The organism is Erwinia sp. Eh17-17 (assembly GCF_039675725.1).
In the GTDB taxonomy this organism is placed as follows: domain Bacteria; phylum Pseudomonadota; class Gammaproteobacteria; order Enterobacterales; family Enterobacteriaceae; genus Erwinia.
The window spans coordinates 823,732-841,707 of record NZ_JBDFQT010000002.1 but is presented as its reverse complement, the minus strand read 5'-3'; the positions used below and the strand labels follow the sequence as shown (position 1 = coordinate 841,707).

At 57.0% G+C, this 17,976-nt stretch carries 15 protein-coding genes; 9 read left to right on the top strand and 6 right to left on the bottom strand.

Annotation, left to right across the window (positions count from 1 at the left end):
* Positions 1 to 28: 28 nt before the first annotated feature.
* Together ABEH87_RS09385 and sbcD are read right to left on the bottom strand one after the other, a co-directional pair.
* Positions 29 to 3,388 carry an AAA family ATPase gene (locus tag ABEH87_RS09385; protein WP_346575958.1) on the bottom strand — a complete coding sequence of 1,120 codons (3,360 nt, stop codon included), beginning with the start codon at positions 3,386 to 3,388 and terminating at the stop codon, positions 29 to 31.
* Positions 3,385 to 4,608, bottom strand: coding sequence for an exonuclease subunit SbcD (sbcD, locus tag ABEH87_RS09380; RefSeq protein WP_346575956.1), 1,224 nt, complete (start codon positions 4,606 to 4,608; stop codon positions 3,385 to 3,387). Before sbcD ends, ABEH87_RS09385 begins: the two co-directional genes overlap by 4 nt.
* Before the next feature lie 336 nt (positions 4,609 to 4,944).
* Here sbcD and phoB point away from each other — a divergent pair, with 336 nt between their 5' ends.
* From phoB to ABEH87_RS09360, 4 genes are all read left to right on the top strand, one after another.
* Positions 4,945 to 5,634, top strand: coding sequence for a phosphate response regulator transcription factor PhoB (phoB, locus tag ABEH87_RS09375; protein WP_048916973.1), 690 nt, complete (start codon positions 4,945 to 4,947; stop codon positions 5,632 to 5,634).
* A gap of 23 nt (positions 5,635 to 5,657) precedes the next feature.
* Entirely contained in the window at positions 5,658 to 6,971 is a 1,314-nt protein-coding gene (phoR, locus tag ABEH87_RS09370) for a phosphate regulon sensor histidine kinase PhoR (protein WP_346575954.1), read from the top strand.
* A gap of 19 nt (positions 6,972 to 6,990) precedes the next feature.
* On the top strand, positions 6,991 to 7,914 hold the full coding sequence (locus tag ABEH87_RS09365) for a PstS family phosphate ABC transporter substrate-binding protein (RefSeq protein ID WP_346575952.1): 924 nt from the start codon (positions 6,991 to 6,993) through the stop codon (positions 7,912 to 7,914).
* Positions 7,915 to 8,107: 193 nt separating this feature from the next.
* Complete coding sequence (locus ABEH87_RS09360; protein ID WP_346575950.1) at positions 8,108 to 9,208, top strand: cobalamin-independent methionine synthase II family protein; 1,101 nt, start codon at positions 8,108 to 8,110, stop codon at positions 9,206 to 9,208.
* Positions 9,209 to 9,366: 158 nt separating this feature from the next.
* Here ABEH87_RS09360 and ABEH87_RS09355 read toward each other — a convergent pair whose 3' ends face one another.
* Positions 9,367 to 9,597 (bottom strand): hypothetical protein, encoded by a 231-nt coding sequence (locus tag ABEH87_RS09355; protein WP_346575948.1) that lies wholly within the window; start codon positions 9,595 to 9,597, stop codon positions 9,367 to 9,369.
* A 25-nt stretch (positions 9,598 to 9,622) separates the two neighbouring features.
* On the opposite strand from ABEH87_RS09355, the gene brnQ reads away from it, so the two are divergent.
* Together brnQ and proY are read left to right on the top strand one after the other, a co-directional pair.
* Entirely contained in the window at positions 9,623 to 10,945 is a 1,323-nt protein-coding gene (gene brnQ / locus ABEH87_RS09350; protein WP_346575946.1) for a branched-chain amino acid transporter carrier protein BrnQ, read from the top strand.
* 54 nt (positions 10,946 to 10,999) lie between these two features.
* Positions 11,000 to 12,355 (top strand): proline-specific permease ProY, encoded by a 1,356-nt coding sequence (gene proY, locus ABEH87_RS09345; protein ID WP_346575944.1) that lies wholly within the window; start codon positions 11,000 to 11,002, stop codon positions 12,353 to 12,355.
* Positions 12,356 to 12,432: 77 nt separating this feature from the next.
* Here proY and ABEH87_RS09340 read toward each other — a convergent pair whose 3' ends face one another.
* From ABEH87_RS09340 to ABEH87_RS09330, 3 genes are all read right to left on the bottom strand, one after another.
* Positions 12,433 to 13,707 (bottom strand): histidine-type phosphatase, encoded by a 1,275-nt coding sequence (locus ABEH87_RS09340; protein ID WP_346575942.1) that lies wholly within the window; start codon positions 13,705 to 13,707, stop codon positions 12,433 to 12,435.
* Between the two features lie 153 nt (positions 13,708 to 13,860).
* The gene (locus tag ABEH87_RS09335; RefSeq protein WP_056233921.1) at positions 13,861 to 14,463 is read right to left on the bottom strand and encodes a peroxiredoxin C; all 603 of its coding nucleotides are present in this window, start codon (positions 14,461 to 14,463) and stop codon (positions 13,861 to 13,863) included.
* Positions 14,464 to 14,660: 197 nt separating this feature from the next.
* Positions 14,661 to 15,242 carry an ACP phosphodiesterase gene (locus tag ABEH87_RS09330; protein WP_346575940.1) on the bottom strand — a complete coding sequence of 194 codons (582 nt, stop codon included), beginning with the start codon at positions 15,240 to 15,242 and terminating at the stop codon, positions 14,661 to 14,663.
* 103 nt (positions 15,243 to 15,345) lie between these two features.
* On the opposite strand from ABEH87_RS09330, the gene queA reads away from it, so the two are divergent.
* The 3 genes from queA (at position 15,346) to yajC (ending at position 17,969) form a co-directional block, all read left to right on the top strand.
* Positions 15,346 to 16,416 (top strand): tRNA preQ1(34) S-adenosylmethionine ribosyltransferase-isomerase QueA, encoded by a 1,071-nt coding sequence (gene queA, locus ABEH87_RS09325; RefSeq protein ID WP_346576198.1) that lies wholly within the window; start codon positions 15,346 to 15,348, stop codon positions 16,414 to 16,416.
* Between the two features lie 75 nt (positions 16,417 to 16,491).
* Positions 16,492 to 17,622: a tRNA guanosine(34) transglycosylase Tgt gene (tgt, locus tag ABEH87_RS09320; protein WP_346575938.1), complete on the top strand. Its 1,131-nt coding sequence runs from the start codon at positions 16,492 to 16,494 to the stop codon at positions 17,620 to 17,622.
* A gap of 17 nt (positions 17,623 to 17,639) precedes the next feature.
* The gene (yajC, locus tag ABEH87_RS09315) at positions 17,640 to 17,969 is read left to right on the top strand and encodes a preprotein translocase subunit YajC (RefSeq protein ID WP_346575937.1); all 330 of its coding nucleotides are present in this window, start codon (positions 17,640 to 17,642) and stop codon (positions 17,967 to 17,969) included.
* The last annotated feature ends 7 nt before the right edge of the window (positions 17,970 to 17,976 follow it).

The following is a 17,976-nucleotide window of genomic DNA, read 5'->3' as shown; positions in this document are numbered from 1 at the left end:
GCGGTCGCCAGCGATCGCCCCTGATTGATTAAGGCTGCGGAGTTTCCAGCCTGCTGTAACCCAGCCCGTTAATCTTCTTCACCCTGATCTGCACCGGAATACGCTCCTTCATCGCCTCAACGTGACTGATCACCCCAATGGTTTTGCCACTGGCATTCAGTGCATCCAGCGCATCCAGCGCGCTGTCCAGCGTCTCTGCATCCAGCGTGCCGAACCCTTCATCCAGGAATAATGACTCGATGCGGGTTTTATGGCTCACCAGGTCAGAAAGTGCCAGCGCCAGCGCCAGGCTGACGAGGAAGCTTTCGCCACCGGAGAGCGTACGCGTGTCGCGCTGGGCGTCGGCCTGCCAGGTATCGATAACCTGCAACTCCAGCGCCTCCTGGGATTTACGCTGTAACAGGTAGCGGCCGTGCAGGCGGTTAAGCTGATTGTTGGCCAGCCACACCAGGTGATCCAGCGTCAGCCCCTGTGCAAAGCGACGGAACTTATCCCCCTCTTTCGAGCCGATAAGCTGGTTCAGGTAGCTCCAGTCTTCCAGCTGCTGCTCATTGGCGGCGATTTCTGCCAGCAGCGTCTGCTGGCGGCTGCGGCGTTCGCTGTCATCACGCAGCTGCTGACGCAGCTGCCCCTGCTGGCCGGCCAGTTCACGCAGCTGCTGATTCAGAACAGCGAGCTGGCCTTCCAGCTGCGCCTGGCGGGCGGGAAGGTCGTCATAGTGACCCGCTTTGGCTACCGCTTCATCTAAATGTGATTGCAGAGTAATCAACTGCTCACTGAGTGATTTATGCTGTCCGGTCAGGGTATTTATCTGGTCCTGCTGCTGCTGCCACTGTGACTGACTCTGGCGTACCGCCTGCTCATGCTGCTCCGTCTCTGCGCGCAGCTGCTGCTGCGCCACTGCGACATCGCGATCGCCAAACAGCGACTGGCGTTGCTGCTGGCGCTGATTCAGGGTTTCCTGCTGCTGTTGTCGCCGCTGGTCGAGGGCATTCAGATGCTCCTGCTGCTGTCGGAGATCGTTATCCAGCGCCTGCTGGCGGCTGGCGAGCGTCGCCAGTTCCGGCACCAGCGCCGCCAGCGCATCGCTGTTGTGACGCCACTGTTGCCACTCGGTTTCGCGCTGCTGTAGCCAGCCCTGATAGTCGCCGTCCTGCGGCAGCGTCAGGCCCAGCGGAGCGACGCCGTCAGCCAGCGCTTCGCGCAGCTGACGGGCGCGCTGTTCGTCCTGTTCCCGCTGCTGCTGCTGTTCGCCCAGGGTTTTTGCGGCGGCGCTGAGCTGCTGCTGCTGAAGCTGGATCTGCTGCTGTAGCTGCTGCCACGCCTGCTGCTGCTGGTAGAGCACCTCTTTCAGCTGCTGGCAGTGACGCAGCGCCTGCTCCAACTGCTGTAGTTGCTGTTGCAGCGCGCTTTCCTGGCGATCCTGCTGTGTCAGCCACTCGCTGGCCTGCGGGTGTTCATCCGGGCTGAGGGTCAGCCCGAGCAGCGCCGTTGCGCTCTGCCACTGCTGCTCCAGCTGCTGCGCCTGGCGGTTGAGCTCCGCCGCTTCCTGCTGCTGACGTTCGTCGAGCTGCTGCAGCTGTCTGAGCTGCGCGGCGCAGGCGCTGCCATCGTCTTTCAGCTTTTCAACTTCGCGCTTTAACCCTTCCAGCCGCTGCTGGTTTTCCGACAGCTCCAGCGCCTGATATTCCTGCACCGCAGGATGCGTTTCTGAACCGCAGAGCGGGCAGGGCTGACCGGCTTCCAGCTGTGCCCGGTGCTGCTCCAGGTCGGCAATCCGCCGCTCCAGCTCACAGCGTTTTTCCAGGTCCTGCTGATGCTGGTATTTCTCTTTCCAGGCGGCACGCAGCGTAAGTAACTGCTCACTGTTTTGCTGGATCTGCTGTGCCAGCGCCTGGCGTTCCTGCTGTAAGCGGCTCCGGCGCGTCGTCAGCTGTTGCCACTGGGGCAGCAGGGTGGCCAGCAGCAGACGCTGCGGCCGCTGGCGTCCCGCCTGGTCCAGCGCGGCGCGCAGCGCCTCTTCCGGGTGCTGCTGCTGCAGCGGGGCCAGCACCTGCTGTGCCTGAGCCAGCCCCTGTTCGGCGGCAGTGAGCTGCAGTTGCAGCGGAGCCTGCTGCTGCTGAAGCTGCTGGCTGGTCTGTTCCAGCTGCTGGATCTGCAACTGCTGATCCTGTACCCGCTGGCATAATGCCGTCAGTGACTGCTCACTTTCCTGCTGCTGGCGGAAGCGTTCACGCCACAGGGAAAGGTGCTCACCGTAGTGCTCAAACTGCGGATGTGCGGCACGCCAGTCGCTCAGCTGTTGCTGCTGTGCCTGCTTATCCTGCTGAAGTTGCTGGTTTTTTACCCCTTCCTGCTGGCGGGTGGTAAGCAGAAGTTGGTGTTCACTTCGCTCACGCTCCAGCTGTTGCAACTGTTCACGCAATGTATTGAGCTGCAAATCCAGCGGCAGCACCTGATCCGCTATCAGCGTTTCCTGCTGTAAACGCAGCGCCTGATGCTGTTCCCGGGCCTGCACGACGTCCTGCTGCTGGCGGGCAGCGGCGGCCAGGGCCATGTGCCCTTTTTCTGACTCTTCATCCAGCTGTTTCAGGCGGGCGATCAGCTGCTGTTTATCCCGCTGCAGCCGCTCCACCTGCTGCAGATCCTGCATTTTTTCCTGCTGCTGTTGCTGCTGTGAAGTGAGTACCTGCTCCTCTGCTACCAGCTGTTCCAGCCGGGCATTCAGGGTTTGCTGTTGTTCTTCACTCAGCAGTTCCATGCCGCCAGCCTGGGCGCGCAGCGTATCCAGCGTGACCTTCGCCTGCTTGTGACGTTCAAACACCGCGGCCGACAGACGGCCGTAGATTTCGGTGCCGGTCAGCTCTTCCAGCAGCTCGGCGCGCTTGTTGGCATCGGCGTTGAGAAAGGCAGCAAACTGCCCCTGTGACAGCATCATTGATTTGGTGAAGCGCTCGAAGTCCAGACCGGTGAGGCTGGCAATCATCTCCAGCTTGTCTTTGACCTTGTCGGCGACGATCTGGTTATCATCACAGCGCGCCAGTTCAACGCGCGGTGCCTGCAAGTTCCCGTCGGCGGCCCCGCGCGCGCGGTTCTGGCTCCAGAAAGCGCGCCATGCGATGCCCTTCACCTCAAACTCCACTTCCGCCAGACACTCGGCGGTATCGCGCGTCATCAGATCGTTCTGAGACTGGGTGATACTCTTCAGGCGTGGCGTTTCGTGATACAGCGCCAGGCAGATGGCGTCCAGCAGCGTGGTTTTTCCGGCGCCGGTCGGTCCGGTAATGGCAAACAGTCCGTTGCTGGCGAATGGTTCCGCCGTAAAGTCAATTTTCCATTCGCCTTTCAGCGAGTTGAGGTTTTTAAAACGCAGGGTCAGGATCTTCATTGTGGCTGTTCCTCATGGCGCACGGCCTCCAGCGTCTGCGCAAACAGCGCTCTGGCTCTCTCCTGACGATCTGGCTCTTCCACCTCCTGCGCCAGGCGGCGGGAGAAGACCTCTTCAACGCTTAATTCGCTCAGCGTTTCATTGTTCTGGCGGGCGATCACCTGCTCACGCTGCTCGCGGCTGCGGCGCAGCAGCACCACCTCGACCGGCAGTTCTGCCGTCAGCTCCTGGATGCGGCGCTGTAATTCGCTGAGATACGCGTCAGTGACAATCTCAATATCCAGCCAGATCGTTTTACCGTCGGTGTCGGCGTTCAGCGCCGCCAGCTGCTGTTCGATCTGCGCCAGCGAGCCTTTGATCATCTGCATCGGCTGGAACAGCGGGATCGGCAGGGCTTCGGCTGACACGAACCTGCCGTCGCGGAAATCGACCTGAAACACGCTTTTCGCTTTGCCCAGTTCGTCGAAGCTGAGCGGGATTGGCGAACCGCTGTAGCGAATATGATCGCTGTCGGCAATGCGCTGGGCGCGATGGATATGCCCCAGAGCGATGTAGTCAGCCGGAGGGAAGCAGTCGGCGGGGAAGGCGTCCAGCGTCCCGATATAGATGTCGCGCACGGCGTCACTTTTTGTTACGCCCATGGTGGTCAGATGCCCGGTAGCGATCACCGGCAGCGTCAGGCCCAGCGCCGCGCGCTGCGTCAGCGCTTCCTGCCAGCAGCGCTGATAGTGTTCGGTAATGGCTTCCAGCAGGCTTTGCTGTTTTTCGCGCCCTGACTGCCCGCTCTGGCTGCGCAGAATATCGCGCGGACGCAGAAAAGGAATGGCGCACAGCAGCGCGCCCGGCGAGCCATCGCGCTTGTTGAGCAGCAGCACCTGCTGGCGTACATCTTCGCTGGCGGCGGCGATCACCCTGGTATTCAGGCAGGCCAGCAGCTCGCGTGACTCGTTCAGCATCGCCACCGAATCATGGTTACCGCCCAGCACCACCAGCTGGCAGCCGGTTTGCTGCAGTTTCACCACAAAGCGGTTATACAGCTCGCGCGCGTAGCTCGGCGGCGAGCCGGTATCAAAAATATCGCCTGCCACGATAATCGCATCGGCCTGCTGCGCTTCCGCCTGCTCCAGCAGCCAGTCAAGAAAAGCCTGGTGCTCGGCCGCCCGGCTTTTGGTATAAAAAAACTGGCCGAGATGCCAGTCAGCGGTGTGGAGGATGCGCATATAACGTCCTGTCAGCAGAAAAACGTGAGCCTGATTATAAACACTTCATACTTCAAGTTGCATGTGCGTTGGCGGCCCCGGTTCACACTGTCATAGCGTTTTTTGTGCTCCGGGGGATGATGGGGCCCATCACCGTGACGCACCCTGCGGGTCAGCGTTTGCCGTCTTCCGGTCACTCAAAATATTTTGGGTATTAACAGGATTAACCGATCGCGCTTCATCTTTTTAAATCATGCTGAATTTCAGGGGGTGCTTTTTTCATAAAAGTGTCATAAAACTGACGCATAATGGCGCCGCATATCCCCGTGAAAGCCGTCAACAGCCGCAGGAGTAATAATGCCTAAGCGCATTCTGGTAGTGGAAGATGAAGCACCAATCCGTGAAATGTTATGTTTCGTTCTGGAACAAAATGACTACCAGCCGATTGAGGCCGAGGATTATGACAGTGCAGTAAATCTGTTGATTGAGCCCTGGCCAGACTTAATTCTGCTGGACTGGATGTTACCCGGCGGTTCCGGCATCCAGTTTATTAAGCACCTGAAGCGTGAAGCCATGACCCGTGATATTCCGGTGATGATGCTGACCGCGCGTGGCGAAGAGGAAGACCGCGTGCGCGGCCTGGAAGTGGGCGCCGACGATTACATTACGAAACCGTTCTCGCCAAAAGAGCTGGTGGCTCGTATTAAGGCCGTGATGCGCCGCATTTCACCGATGGCGGTGGAAGAAGTGATCGAGATGCAGGGCCTGAGCCTGGATCCGTCATCACACCGCGTCATGTCCGACACCCAGCCGCTGGAAATGGGGCCGACCGAGTATAAGCTGCTGCACTTCTTTATGACCCACCCTGAACGTGTCTACAGCCGTGAACAGTTGCTAAACCATGTCTGGGGAACTAACGTTTACGTCGAAGATCGTACCGTAGACGTTCACATTCGTCGATTGCGTAAAGCGCTGGAGCTGACCGGGCACGATCGTATGGTGCAGACCGTTCGCGGAACAGGTTATCGTTTCTCTGCACGCTATTGATTGTTCGCGCTGGAGTCTGAACCGTGTTGGAACGCCTCTCCTGGAAGAGATTATTGTCTGAGCTGCTGCTCGCCAGCCTGCCCGCGCTGATTTTGGGGCTGCTGGTGGGTGGGCTGCCCTGGCTGCTGTTAGTCTCAGTGCTGTGCGTACTGGGTTTTCATTTCAACAATTTACTTCGACTTTCTCACTGGCTGTGGGTTGATCGCAGCATGACGCCTCCCAGCGGGCGCGGCAGCTGGGAACCGCTGTTTTACGGCCTGTATCAAATGCAGGCGCGTAACCGCCGCCGCCGCCGTGAACTCGGTCATCTGATTAAACGCTTTCGCAGCGGGGCGGAATCGCTGCCCGATGCGGTGGTACTGACGACCGAAGAAGGCACTATTTTCTGGTGTAATGGCCTGGCACAGCAGATGCTGGGACTGCGCTGGCCGGAAGATAACGGCCAGAACATCCTTAACCTGCTGCGTTACCCGGAGTTTACCCGCTATCTGCGCCAGCGTGATTTCTCACGTCCTCTGACGCTGGTCCTCAACAGCCACCGCCATCTGGAATTTCGCGTCATGTCTTACACTGAAGGACAGTGGCTGCTGGTGGCGCGCGATGTCACCCAGATGCACCAGCTGGAAGGTGCGCGGCGAAACTTTTTTGCCAACGTCAGCCATGAACTGCGCACGCCGTTAACCGTGTTGCAGGGTTATCTGGAGATGATGAACGATTCCGTGCTGGAGGGCAGCCTGCGTGATAAGGCGCTGCACACCATGCAGGTACAGACCAAACGCATGGATAGCCTGGTAAAACAGCTGCTGACGCTGTCGCGCATTGAAGCGGCCCCGGCACTGGATTTACAGGAAAAAGTTGATGTGCCGATGATGCTGCGGGTGTTGCAGCGTGAAGCGGAGACGCTGAGTAACGGGCGTCATGATATTCACTTCCATACTGATCCGCATCTGCGCGTCTACGGTAACGATGAGCAGCTGCGCAGCGCGATCTCAAACCTGGTGTATAACGCGGTCAACCACACGCCTGACGGCACGCGTATCGATGTCAGCTGGCTGCGCAGCAGTCAGGGGGCGCAGTTTAAGGTCAAAGATAACGGACCGGGTATTGCGCCGGAGCATCTGCCACGCCTGACGGAACGCTTCTACCGCGTTGATAAGGCACGTTCGCGCAATACGGGCGGCAGCGGGCTGGGGCTGGCCATCGTGAAACACGCTCTGAGCCATCACAATACCCGGCTGGATATCAGCAGTACGCCCGACAGAGAGACCTGTTTCAGCTTCCAGCTGCCACCAAGGTTGATTGTTAGTGCTGAACTGGCTGAGAATGCGCTGCGTTAAGTCTCACGGAATTCGTTAAATGAAAACGTTAATCGCTCTGGTATTACTGCTGGTCAGTTCCCAGGCCCCGGCGAAAGAGGGCATGCTGGCAGGCAACCTGACCAGCGTGGGCTCTGACACGCTGGGTAACCTGATGGCGCTGTGGGGCGAGAGTTTTAATCGTCAGTATCCTGGCGTCAATGTGCAGATCCAGGCGGCCGGTTCATCCACGGCACCGACGGCGCTGGCGGCCGGGGCGGCTCAGCTCGGGGCCATGAGTCGCCCGATGCAGGCTGTCGAACGACAGCTGTTTGAAGACAGCTACGGTTACCCACCGCTGGCGGTGCCGGTTGCAATGGATGCGCTGGTGGTGGTGGTGAATGAGGATAATCCGCTCACCGGGCTGAACGCGCAGCAGCTGGATGCGATTTTCTCCATCACCCGCCGCTGCGGTGCCCTGTCCGTACCAAAAACCTGGGGCGATTTACAGCTGACGCAGCCCGGCTGGGCTACGCGCGGGCTGCAACGCTTCGGCCGTAACTCTGCCTCCGGAACGTGGGGATTCTTCAAACAACAGGCGCTGTGTAACGGCGATTTCCGCAATGATGTGGGCGAATACCCCGGATCGGCCGCCGTGGTCCAGGCGGTTGCACGCACGCTAAACGGCATCGGCTATGCCAGCGCAGGTTTCCATATCACCGGAGTGAAAATCGTTCCGGTGGCGCGTGAGGGCGATGACTGGATCGCACCGAGCGCTGAAAATATCCGCAGTGGCCGTTATCCTTATGCCCGTCCTCTCTATATCTATGTGAATAAAGCACCGGATAAACCGCTGGAACCGCTCACTGCGGCGTTTTTACGTTTAGCGCTGTCACCGCAGGGCCAAGCGCTGGTCAGCCAGGCGGGTTATCTGCCGCTGTCGGATAAGCAGATGCAGCAGGCGCGGGCGATGCTGGCGCCATAACGGCAGGCGGGCCGGAAAATGCGCAGTAAGATGAATTTTATTCACGTGCGATGAAATTTCCTCGTTTGCCGCTGAAGCATTCTCATGACACTCTTAATGGCAGACATATAGACGTCCAGAAGTCCGCATGTAACCCAATGTCATTATTACGTCACTAAATTATGTGCCGAGTGCAGGCCAGGAGAACTTCATCATGACGACATTCACCCCATACCGTGCCGAAGTGGTGGGCAGTTTTCTGCGCCCGGCCGCGATTAAACAGGCGCGTAAACAGTATGAAGCTGGCGAAATCGATGCCGCCACACTGCGCACCGTTGAAGATGAAGCGATCCGTCAGGTGGTGGCTCAGCAGCGTGAAAACGGCCTGCAGGTGGTGACCGACGGCGAATTTCGTCGCGCCTGGTGGCATTTTGATTTCTTCGATGGTCTGGACGGCGTAGAGCGTTATGAAGCCGAACAGGGCATTCAGTTTAACGGCGTGCAGACGAAGGCTCGCGGCGTAAAAGTGACCGGCAAGCTGGGCTTTAGCAACCACCCGATGCTGGAGGATTTCCGCTTCCTTCAGAGTATCAGCGGCGATGCGGTAGCGAAAATGACGATTCCCAGCCCAAGCGTGCTGCACTTTCGCGGTGGGCGGAAGGTGATTGATGCCGATGTGTACCCGGATCTGGATGTCTATTTTGACGATCTGGCGCAGACGTATCGCGATGCGATTAGCGCGTTTTATGATGCAGGCTGTCGCTATCTGCAGCTGGATGATACCGTCTGGGCCTATCTGTGCTCCGACGATCAGCAGCAGCAGATCCGCGAGCGTGGTGATGACCCGCAGGAGCTGGCGCGCACCTATGCCCGCGTGCTGAATAAAGCGGTCGAAGGTAAACCGGACGATATGGTGATAGGCCTGCACGTGTGCCGCGGTAACTTCCGTTCCACCTGGATCTCGGAAGGCGGCTACGAGCCGGTGGCAGAAATTCTGTTTGGCGGCGTGAATATCGATGCCTTCTTCCTGGAATATGATAACGAGCGTTCCGGCGGTTTTGAACCTCTGCGCTTTATCCGGCCGGGCAAACAGCAGGTCGTGCTGGGCTTGATCACCACGAAAACCGGTGAGCTGGAAGCGGCCGAAACCGTCGAAAAGCGTCTTCGTGAAGCCACGCAGTATGTCAGCCTCGACCAGATTTGCCTGAGCCCACAGTGTGGTTTCGCCTCGACCGAAGAGGGCAACAGCCTGACGGAAGAACAGCAGTGGGCCAAGCTGCGCCTGGTGGTGGATGTGGCCAGCCGCGTCTGGTAGCCGTGCATCAGTTTGTGTACAGAGCGCGGTTTTCCGCGCTTTTTGTGCATCTTAAGCCCGTTTATTGCAGAAACTCACGCCGCTAAGGATAAGAAACATACAAATCATGTAACGCCTTATTGAACAGAACTAAAGATATGCACTGGTTATGCACTTTTTTACGCTATATCATCCTGCTTTTTCGATCCCGTATTGCCTTTCGCCGCTATAAACGTTTTACTTACCCCCGTTTTTTCGTTATCCCCCTGTATACAGAAAATAATCAGCTCACATTCGCTGTCGATATTGCCAATACAAGTGGTTTCCACTGCATTGATCAGATTCGACAAGGTTTTTAGAGCCAGCAGGGAAATAGGTTGTGTCAGCAACCTGATATCACGACTTTCCACACCATCACGGGCAACACAATTTCTTATGACACATCGTTTAACTTCAAAAGATATTCTGGCACTGGGCTTTATGACATTCGCCCTGTTTGTCGGTGCCGGAAACATTATTTTCCCGCCGATGGTGGGGATTCAGTCTGGTGAACACGTCTGGATAGCTGCTCTGGGCTTCCTGATCACCGCCGTTGGCCTGCCGGTAATCACCGTGATTGCCCTGGCGCGGGTGGGGGGCGGGATTGATGCGCTCAGCTCGCCAATTGGTAAAGCCGCTGGCCTGGTGCTGGCAACCGTCTGTTACCTGGCTGTCGGGCCGCTGTTTGCCACGCCGCGTACCGCCACCGTATCGTTCGAAGTGGGTATCGCCCCTCTGACCGGCGACGGTGCGCTGCCGCTGCTGGCCTACAGCGTGGTTTACTTCGCGCTGGTCATTGGCGTCTCGCTTTATCCTGGCAAGCTGCTGGACACCGTGGGCCACGTGCTGGCCCCGCTGAAAATTGTCGCGCTCACTATCCTCGGTGTTGCAGCCCTGCTGTGGCCTGCGGGCGGTCTGGCACCTGCGACCGCTGACTATCAGCGCGCGGCGTTTTCCAGCGGTTTTGTTAATGGTTATCTGACAATGGATACCCTCGGCGCACTGGTGTTCGGCATTGTGATTGTCAACGCCGCCCGTTCACGCGGTATCTCTGAAGCGAAGCTGCTGACCCGCTATACGGTGATTGCCGGGCTGATCGCCGGTATCGGTCTGACGCTGGTTTACCTGGCGCTGTTTAAGCTCGGGTCTGACAGCGCGTCTATCGTCGATCAGAATGCCAATGGCGCGGCAATCCTCCATGCCTACGTGCAGCATACCTTTGGTGATATGGGCAGCTTCTTCCTTGCTGCGCTGATTTTTGTTGCCTGTATGGTGACGGCAGTGGGCCTGACCTGTGCCTGTGCTGAATTTTTTGAGCATCATTTGCCTCTTAGCTATCGCCAGCTGGTGTTTATTCTTGGCCTGTTCTCAATGGTGGTCTCAAACCTTGGTCTCAGCCAGCTGATTCAGTTCTCAATCCCGGTGCTCACCGCAATTTATCCGCCGTGTATCGTGTTGGTATTACTGAGCTTTACGCTGCGCTGGTGGAATAAGAGCAGCAGAATTATTGCGCCAACCATGCTGGTCAGCCTGCTGTTTGGCATTGTTGATGCGATTAAAACTACCCACTTCAAAGAGGTGCTGCCTGCCTGGACTCAGAATCTGCCGCTGGCCGATCAGGGGCTGGCCTGGCTGCCGCCTTCACTGATGATGCTGGTATTGGTCGCCGTGTACGATCGCGTTTCAGGCCGCCAGTCGGTTACTGCGCATCAGCAATAGCGTTGTAAAATCCCCCCCTATCCTCTGTTGATGAGGGGGCCGACAGAGGAATCTATGACAAGTACCACACTCAAAAAGGGACTGAGTACCCGCCATATTCGCTTTATGGCACTGGGATCGGCGATTGGAACCGGGCTGTTTTATGGTTCTGCTGATGCGATCAGGATGGCCGGTCCGGGCGTCCTTCTTGCTTATCTTGTGGGCGGGGTGGCTGCGTATATTATTATGCGTGCCCTCGGCGAAATGTCCGTCAATAATCCCCAGGCGAGTTCATTTTCACGCTATGCGCGGGACTATCTTGGTCCGCTTTCCGGCTACATTACCGGCTGGACCTACTGCTTTGAAATTCTGATTGTCGCCATCGCCGATGTCACTGCGTTTGGGATCTATATGGGCGTCTGGTTCCCGGATGTGCCGCACTGGATCTGGGTGCTGAGCGTGGTACTGATTATCGGCGCGATTAACCTTGCAACGGTTAAAGTGTTTGGTGAAGTGGAGTTCTGGCTGTCGCTGTTTAAAGTGGCCACCATTATTCTGATGATCGTCGCGGGCATCGGGATTATTTTCTGGGGCATCGGTAACGGCGGACAGGCGACCGGCATCAGCAATCTGTGGACCAACGGTGGCTTCCTGCCGAATGGCTGGATAGGCGTGGTGCTGTCGCTGCAGGTGGTGATGTTCGCCTTTGGCGGTATCGAGATTATCGGTATTACTGCGGGCGAAGCGAAGGATCCTCAGGTGTCGATTCCGCGGGCGATTAATACCGTACCGCTGCGCATTCTGGTGTTCTACGTCGGTACGCTGTTTGTCATCATGTCGATTTACCCGTGGAACCAGGTCGGGACCAACGGCAGTCCGTTTGTGCTGACGTTCCAGCATATGGGCATTGCGGCGGCAGCAACCATCCTTAACTTCGTGGTGATCACCGCCTCCCTGTCGGCGATTAACAGTGATGTGTTCGGCGTGGGTCGAATGCTGCACGGTATGGCAGAGCAGGGGCATGCCCCGAAAGTGTTTGCCACGGTCTCGCGCAAAGGGATCCCGTGGGTCACCGTGGTGGCGATGATGCTGGCGATGCTGGCGGCGGTCTATCTTAACTATCTGATGCCGGAAAAAGTGTTCCTGGTGATTGCCTCCCTGGCAACGTTTGCCACCGTCTGGGTGTGGATTATGATCCTGATCTCCCAGATTGCTTTCCGCCGAACGCTGACGCCTGAGCAGAAGAAAGCGCTGAAATTTGCCATGCCGGGAGGCAGCGCGACGGCAGTGGTGGGGATCCTGTTCCTCGCTTTTGTCATCGGCCTGATTGGCTACTTCCCGGACACCCGCGTGTCGCTGTATGTCGGTATTGGCTGGATCGTCCTGCTGCTGGTGAGCTGGCAGTGGGTGAAGCGCAAGACCGCTGACTAAATTCATAAAACATGCGGGCCGCAGCAGGCTTCCTGGAAATGGCGGCCCGCTGCCACTGCTGATTCACCCGCGTGGCTTTAGCGGCTATAGCTTACCGGGATCAGCAGTTCGGGATCGATATGCTGGCGCAGACGCTGCAGGGTCGTGTCGTAAGGGCACAGCGTACCCACCGCCGTCATCTGGCATCCGTTGAATTTCAGTTCCGAGATCAGCGGAGGCTGTTCAGCACTGAGCGCAGTCAGCTGGCGAATCTGGTCGAGGCTTTGTCCCTGAAACAGAATGCGAATATACCGCTGGCCGCTTTGTGCTTCCCGCCAGCGCTCAAATACCAGGCTGCCGGCAGGTGGCACCGTGCCGCGCGGGTAATCGCCCTGAGTCCAGCTAAAGCCCAGCAGGGTGCGCAGGTAGGCAATATTCACATCGTGAGCGACATACAGCAGCCAGCGGGCATCGGGCGGGGCATTCTCCACGCGCGTCACCCCCTGTTGCAGCGCTTTGGCAATCTGGTCCATCAGCAGCGAACCCCCGCGCCGGGCAACGTAGGGCTGGTCGTTGGTGGCATCATATTTTGGCGTCAGCATCGCCATCAATTTCCCTATCTGCGCGGCGCTGGTAGCATGACCAAAGGCCACCTGGCTGAGCGGCTTGTTGTCGCTCCACTCCAGACGCAGGGTTTCGGCCATCGCCGCCAGGGTATCCAGGCCGCTAATCATAATGCGGCCGTCGGAGGCAAACTTCATTTCCCAGACTTTATCAAACACCGGGCAGGGGGTATCCGGCTGGCAGACGGCCTGTTTCAGCAGAGATATTTCCGGTTGCAGGCGCTGTTGCGCGGCGCTCAGCGAGCCGCCCAGCGCCGTCAGTGCGCCTTTACGTTGAGCTTCTTCATCGAGGGTGGCGTAGCCGGGGTGAATATTCTGGAACAGCGGATCGTTTTGTTCAGGGGAGTGATGAACGGGGACACCACAGCCAGGGAAAGCGCCGTCGGTCAGCGCTTCGGCAGTGGCGCGCGTGCGCTGCAAAGGGCTGGCCCAGACAAAAATATCTTTGTCTGTCGGGCAGCCTGCGCTAATCAGGCCGTACTGACGATAATCATTTCCCTCATACTGCCCCTTCAGCCAGGCTGCACTGTAGCCGTGACCGGTAAGCTGTCCGTCTGACGTCAGCCAGCTTGCCCACGGGCGCCCGGTGCCGTCCTCCATGCCTTTACGGTCATTGGCGGTGGGGGGACGCACGCCGTGACGGCTGACCTCGACCACCTTTTCCAGGACATAGTGAGGTGCCGCCTGAGCCAGCAGGCTGGCTGAACTGAGCACGGCTACGAGGGAAAAACGCAGAGCTGTCGTTATCATCGGGATCGTCCTTGTTGTTTGAAGTCAGTCAGCGCGGATCATTGCAAAGTTTCACCGGCAGGTGTGGCGAAAAATGCGGGTGAGGGCATTTTGCGGTGTAAAGGCGAAAAAAAAGCCCGCCGAAGCGAGCTTTTTATGAAAATGCAGAAGCTGTTACAGCTTAGCCGCGTTCTCAGACAGGTACTTAGCCACACCTTCCGGAGATGCGCCCATACCTTCTTTTCCTTTTTCCCACTGAGCCGGGCACACTTCGCCGTGCTCTTCGTGGAACTGCAGCGCGTCAACCATACGCAGCATTTCGTCAACGTTACGGCCCAGTGGCAGATCGTTGACAACCTGGTGGCGAACCACACCGGCTTTGTCGATCAGGAAAGAACCACGCAGAGCAACGCCCGCATCCGGGTGCTCAATGCCGTAGGCTTTCTGGATTTCACGCTTAATGTCAGCAACCATTGCGTACTGAACTTCGCCGATGCCGCCTTTATCAACCGGAGTTTTACGCCATGCGTTGTGCACGAACTCTGAATCGAAGGAAACACCAACCACTTCTACGCCACGTTTCTGGAATTCTGCATAACGCTTGTCGAAAGCGATCAGCTCAGAAGGGCATACGAAGGTGAAGTCCATTGGCCAAAAGAACACAACGGTGGCTTTACCAGCGGTGTGTTTTTTAAAGTTGAAGTTTTCGACGATCTCACCGTTGCCCAGTACTGCTGCGGCGGTAAAATCAGGGGCTGGACGAGTTACCAGGACCATGTTCACTCCTGTAAAAGGTAAGTTGAAAATAAGGTGACAAGACGCGGGCAGTATACGGGGCGAGCCCTGTCAGGAACCAGCGTGCTGTACCGATTATTCGGATAGGTTATACCTATCAAAATTCATGTAATCCTAAAGCTGGATCATACGATAACCTTTTTAAAAAAAGGGCAAGGTGTAAAAATGGGCATGCCATTTTACAGCTCTCGTTGCACCGCCTGCGCCATCATGCGCGGGTAAAGCTGCCAGAAATACTCTTCAAGCTGTTGATAGTTATCAATGAAATCCTGATAACTGTCTGCCAGTGCGGCCAGCTTCGGGCGGCGGCTGGCCATGCCGCGCAGCACATCCTCCAGGAAGGTCGCGTCGGCATAACGTTCCATCCAGCGTCCGGTCCATAAATAGTGGTTAAGGTTCTGGAAGCGCTCAGGCGTCGGGCCAAGCTGGGGTTCGATCACATTTCTGACATGGGACAAAAAAGCTGGCAAAGATATTTCCGGCACCAGTTTATCCCAGTGAGATGACAGAAAATGATCCCAGATAACATCCAGCGTAATGGGGGCTACACGGCGGGTTTCAGCGCGAAACAGCTGACGGGCGCTGCGCACTTCCGGCAGCGAGTCCGTCAGCGCATCAATGCGGCGGTGCAGGGCGATGCCGTCAGCGGTGGCATCGGGCCACTGCTGCCAGGGATTGCCGCGCACATAGTCGGCCATCAGATTACCCAGCAGTGAGCTGTTGGCAAGGGTGGCAAGGTGCAGGTGGGCAAGATAATTCATGGCACAATCCTAACGCAATTTTCGCTGATATTAAGCAGATTGTTTAGCTATGAACAGTTTTCAGCTAGAATGTGCGCCCTGATTTCCCGGACTGTGAATGACCATGCGCGTTGCCGATTTTACTTTTGAGTTGCCCGAATCTTTGATTGCCCACTATCCGCAGGCCCAGCGCAGCGGGTGCCGCCTGCTATCGCTTAATGGCCCGGATGGCGAACTGACGCACGGGGTGTTCACCGATTTGCTGGATAAGCTCAATCCCGGCGACCTGCTGGTATTTAATAATACGCGGGTGATCCCGGCACGTATTTTTGGCCGTAAGGCCAGCGGTGGCAAAATTGAGGTGTTGATCGAGCGTATGCTGGACGACAAACGTGTGCTGGCCCACGTGCGTTCTTCGAAAGCGCCAAAACCAGGCAGTGAACTGCTGCTGGGTGACGATGAAAGCGTGCAGGCGACGATGGTTGCCCGCCATGATGCGCTGTTTGAAATTGAATTCAGTGACCCGCGTCCGGTGCTGGATATTCTCAACGCGATCGGCCACATGCCGCTGCCGCCGTATATTGATCGCCCGGACGAAGACGCCGATCGGGAACTGTACCAGACGGTGTACAGCCAGAAACCCGGTGCCGTTGCGGCGCCGACTGCCGGCCTGCACTTTGACGAGCCGCTGCTGGCGGCCCTGCGCGCGAAAGGCATTGAGACGGCGTTTGTGACGCTGCATGTCGGCGCGGGCACCTTCCAGCCGGTGCGCGTGGACACCATCGAAGATCACATCATGCACGCCGAGTATGCGGAAGTGCCGCAGGACGTGGTCGATGCGGTGCTGGCCTGTAAAGCCCGCGGCAACCAGGTGATTGCGGTCGGGACTACCTCGGTGCGCTCGCTGGAGAGCGCGGCGCAGGCGGCACAGGATGCGCTGATTGCGCCATTCTTTGGTGATACCAAAATCTTCATCTACCCAGGCTACCACTACCAGGTGATTGATGCGCTGGTCACTAATTTCCATCTGCCTGAATCAACCCTGATTATGCTGGTCTCGGCATTTGCGGGTTATCGGCATACTATGCAGGCCTATCAGCAGGCCGTAGCTGAAAAGTACCGCTTCTTCAGCTATGGTGATGCGATGTTTATTACCCGCAATCCTCTGGCTTACGCCGAGATCCCGGGCCAGTAATTTATCCCGCAGGGGCGAGGCATGTCCTGCCCTTAAACACTAATTACATCAGACTGTTTCTCTGGTGGAGGCAATGTGAAGTTTGAATTAGACACAACCGATGGTCGCGCTCGTCGTGGCCGTCTGGTCTTTGACCGCGGCGTGGTAGAAACGCCGGCATTTATGCCGGTCGGGACTTACGGCACGGTGAAAGGCATGACCCCGGAAGAAGTGATCGATACTGGCGCACAGATCATCCTTGGTAACACCTTCCACCTCTGGCTGCGTCCGGGTCAGGAGATCATGAAGCTGCACGGCGACCTGCATGACTTTATGCAGTGGAAAGGGCCGATCCTGACCGATTCCGGTGGTTTCCAGGTATTCAGCCTCGGTGATATTCGTAAGATCACTGAAAAGGGTGTGCATTTCCGTAACCCGATCAACGGGGATGCCATCTTCCTCGATCCTGAGAAATCGATGGAGATTCAGTACGATCTCGGTTCTGACATCGTGATGATCTTCGATGAATGTACGCCGTACCCGGCTGACTGGGATTACGCCAAACGTTCAATGGAGATGTCACTGCGCTGGGCGCAGCGTAGCCGCGATCGCTTTGATTCCTTAGGGAATAAAAACGCACTGTTTGGTATTATCCAGGGCGGCGTTTACGAAGATTTACGTGATGTCTCGGTTAAAGGGCTGGTAGATATTGGCTTTGATGGGTACGCTGTGGGCGGCCTGGCGGTCGGTGAGCCAAAAGAAGACATGCATCGTATTCTGGAGCATGTTTGTCCGCAGCTTCCTCAGGACAAACCGCGCTATCTGATGGGCGTGGGTAAGCCACAGGATCTGGTGGAAGGCGTGCGCCGTGGCATTGATATGTTTGACTGTGTGATGCCAACCCGCAACGCGCGTAACGGACATCTGTTCGTTACCGACGGTGTGGTGAAAATCCGCAATGCGAAATATAAAGATGACACCTCGACGCTTGATGCTGAATGCGACTGCTACACCTGCCGCAATTACAGCCGTGCCTACCTGTATCATCTTGATCGCTGTAACGAAATTCTGGGTGCGCGTCTGAACACCATCCACAATCTGCGTTATTATCAGCGCCTGATGGCGGGCTTACGCCAGGCAATCGAAGAGGGTACGTTAGAACGCTTCGTGACCGAATTCTACCAACGGACGGGGACGGCGGTTCCGCCATTACCGTCTGATAATTAAACAATGAGGGAAATTTAATGAGCTTTTTCACTTCTGAAGCCGTGGCAGCCGCAGCACCATCTCAGGGAAGTCCTTACTCTCTGGTGATCATGCTGGTTGTATTTGGTCTGATTTTCTACTTTATGATCCTTCGCCCTCAGCAGAAGCGTGCTAAAGAGCACAAGAAACTGATGGACTCCATTTCTAAAGGTGATGAAGTTTTGACTACCGGTGGTCTGGTGGGTCGTGTGACCAAAGTAGCTGAAACAGGCTATGTTGCTATCGCACTGAACGAAACCACTGAAGTTGTGGTCAAACGTGACTTCGTAGCTGCCGTTCTGCCGAAAGGTACAATGAAGGCGCTTTAATTTTCGA

Excerpts from the sequence above, each read along its gene's own strand:
- ABEH87_RS09385 (WP_346575958.1), bottom strand. The coding sequence starts at position 3,388 with ATGAAGATCCTGACCCTGCGTTTTAAAAACCTCAACTCGCTGAAAGGC.
- sbcD (WP_346575956.1), bottom strand. The coding sequence starts at position 4,608 with ATGCGCATCCTCCACACCGCTGACTGGCATCTCGGCCAGTTTTTTTAT.
- phoB (WP_048916973.1), top strand. The coding sequence starts at position 4,945 with ATGCCTAAGCGCATTCTGGTAGTGGAAGATGAAGCACCAATCCGTGAA.
- ABEH87_RS09365 (WP_346575952.1), top strand. The coding sequence starts at position 6,991 with ATGAAAACGTTAATCGCTCTGGTATTACTGCTGGTCAGTTCCCAGGCC.
- ABEH87_RS09360 (WP_346575950.1), top strand. The coding sequence starts at position 8,108 with ATGACGACATTCACCCCATACCGTGCCGAAGTGGTGGGCAGTTTTCTG.
- brnQ (WP_346575946.1), top strand. The coding sequence starts at position 9,623 with ATGACACATCGTTTAACTTCAAAAGATATTCTGGCACTGGGCTTTATG.
- proY (WP_346575944.1), top strand. The coding sequence starts at position 11,000 with ATGACAAGTACCACACTCAAAAAGGGACTGAGTACCCGCCATATTCGC.
- ABEH87_RS09340 (WP_346575942.1), bottom strand. The coding sequence starts at position 13,707 with ATGATAACGACAGCTCTGCGTTTTTCCCTCGTAGCCGTGCTCAGTTCA.
- ABEH87_RS09335 (WP_056233921.1), bottom strand. The coding sequence starts at position 14,463 with ATGGTCCTGGTAACTCGTCCAGCCCCTGATTTTACCGCCGCAGCAGTA.
- ABEH87_RS09330 (WP_346575940.1), bottom strand. The coding sequence starts at position 15,242 with ATGAATTATCTTGCCCACCTGCACCTTGCCACCCTTGCCAACAGCTCA.
- queA (WP_346576198.1), top strand. The coding sequence starts at position 15,346 with ATGCGCGTTGCCGATTTTACTTTTGAGTTGCCCGAATCTTTGATTGCC.
- yajC (WP_346575937.1), top strand. The coding sequence starts at position 17,640 with ATGAGCTTTTTCACTTCTGAAGCCGTGGCAGCCGCAGCACCATCTCAG.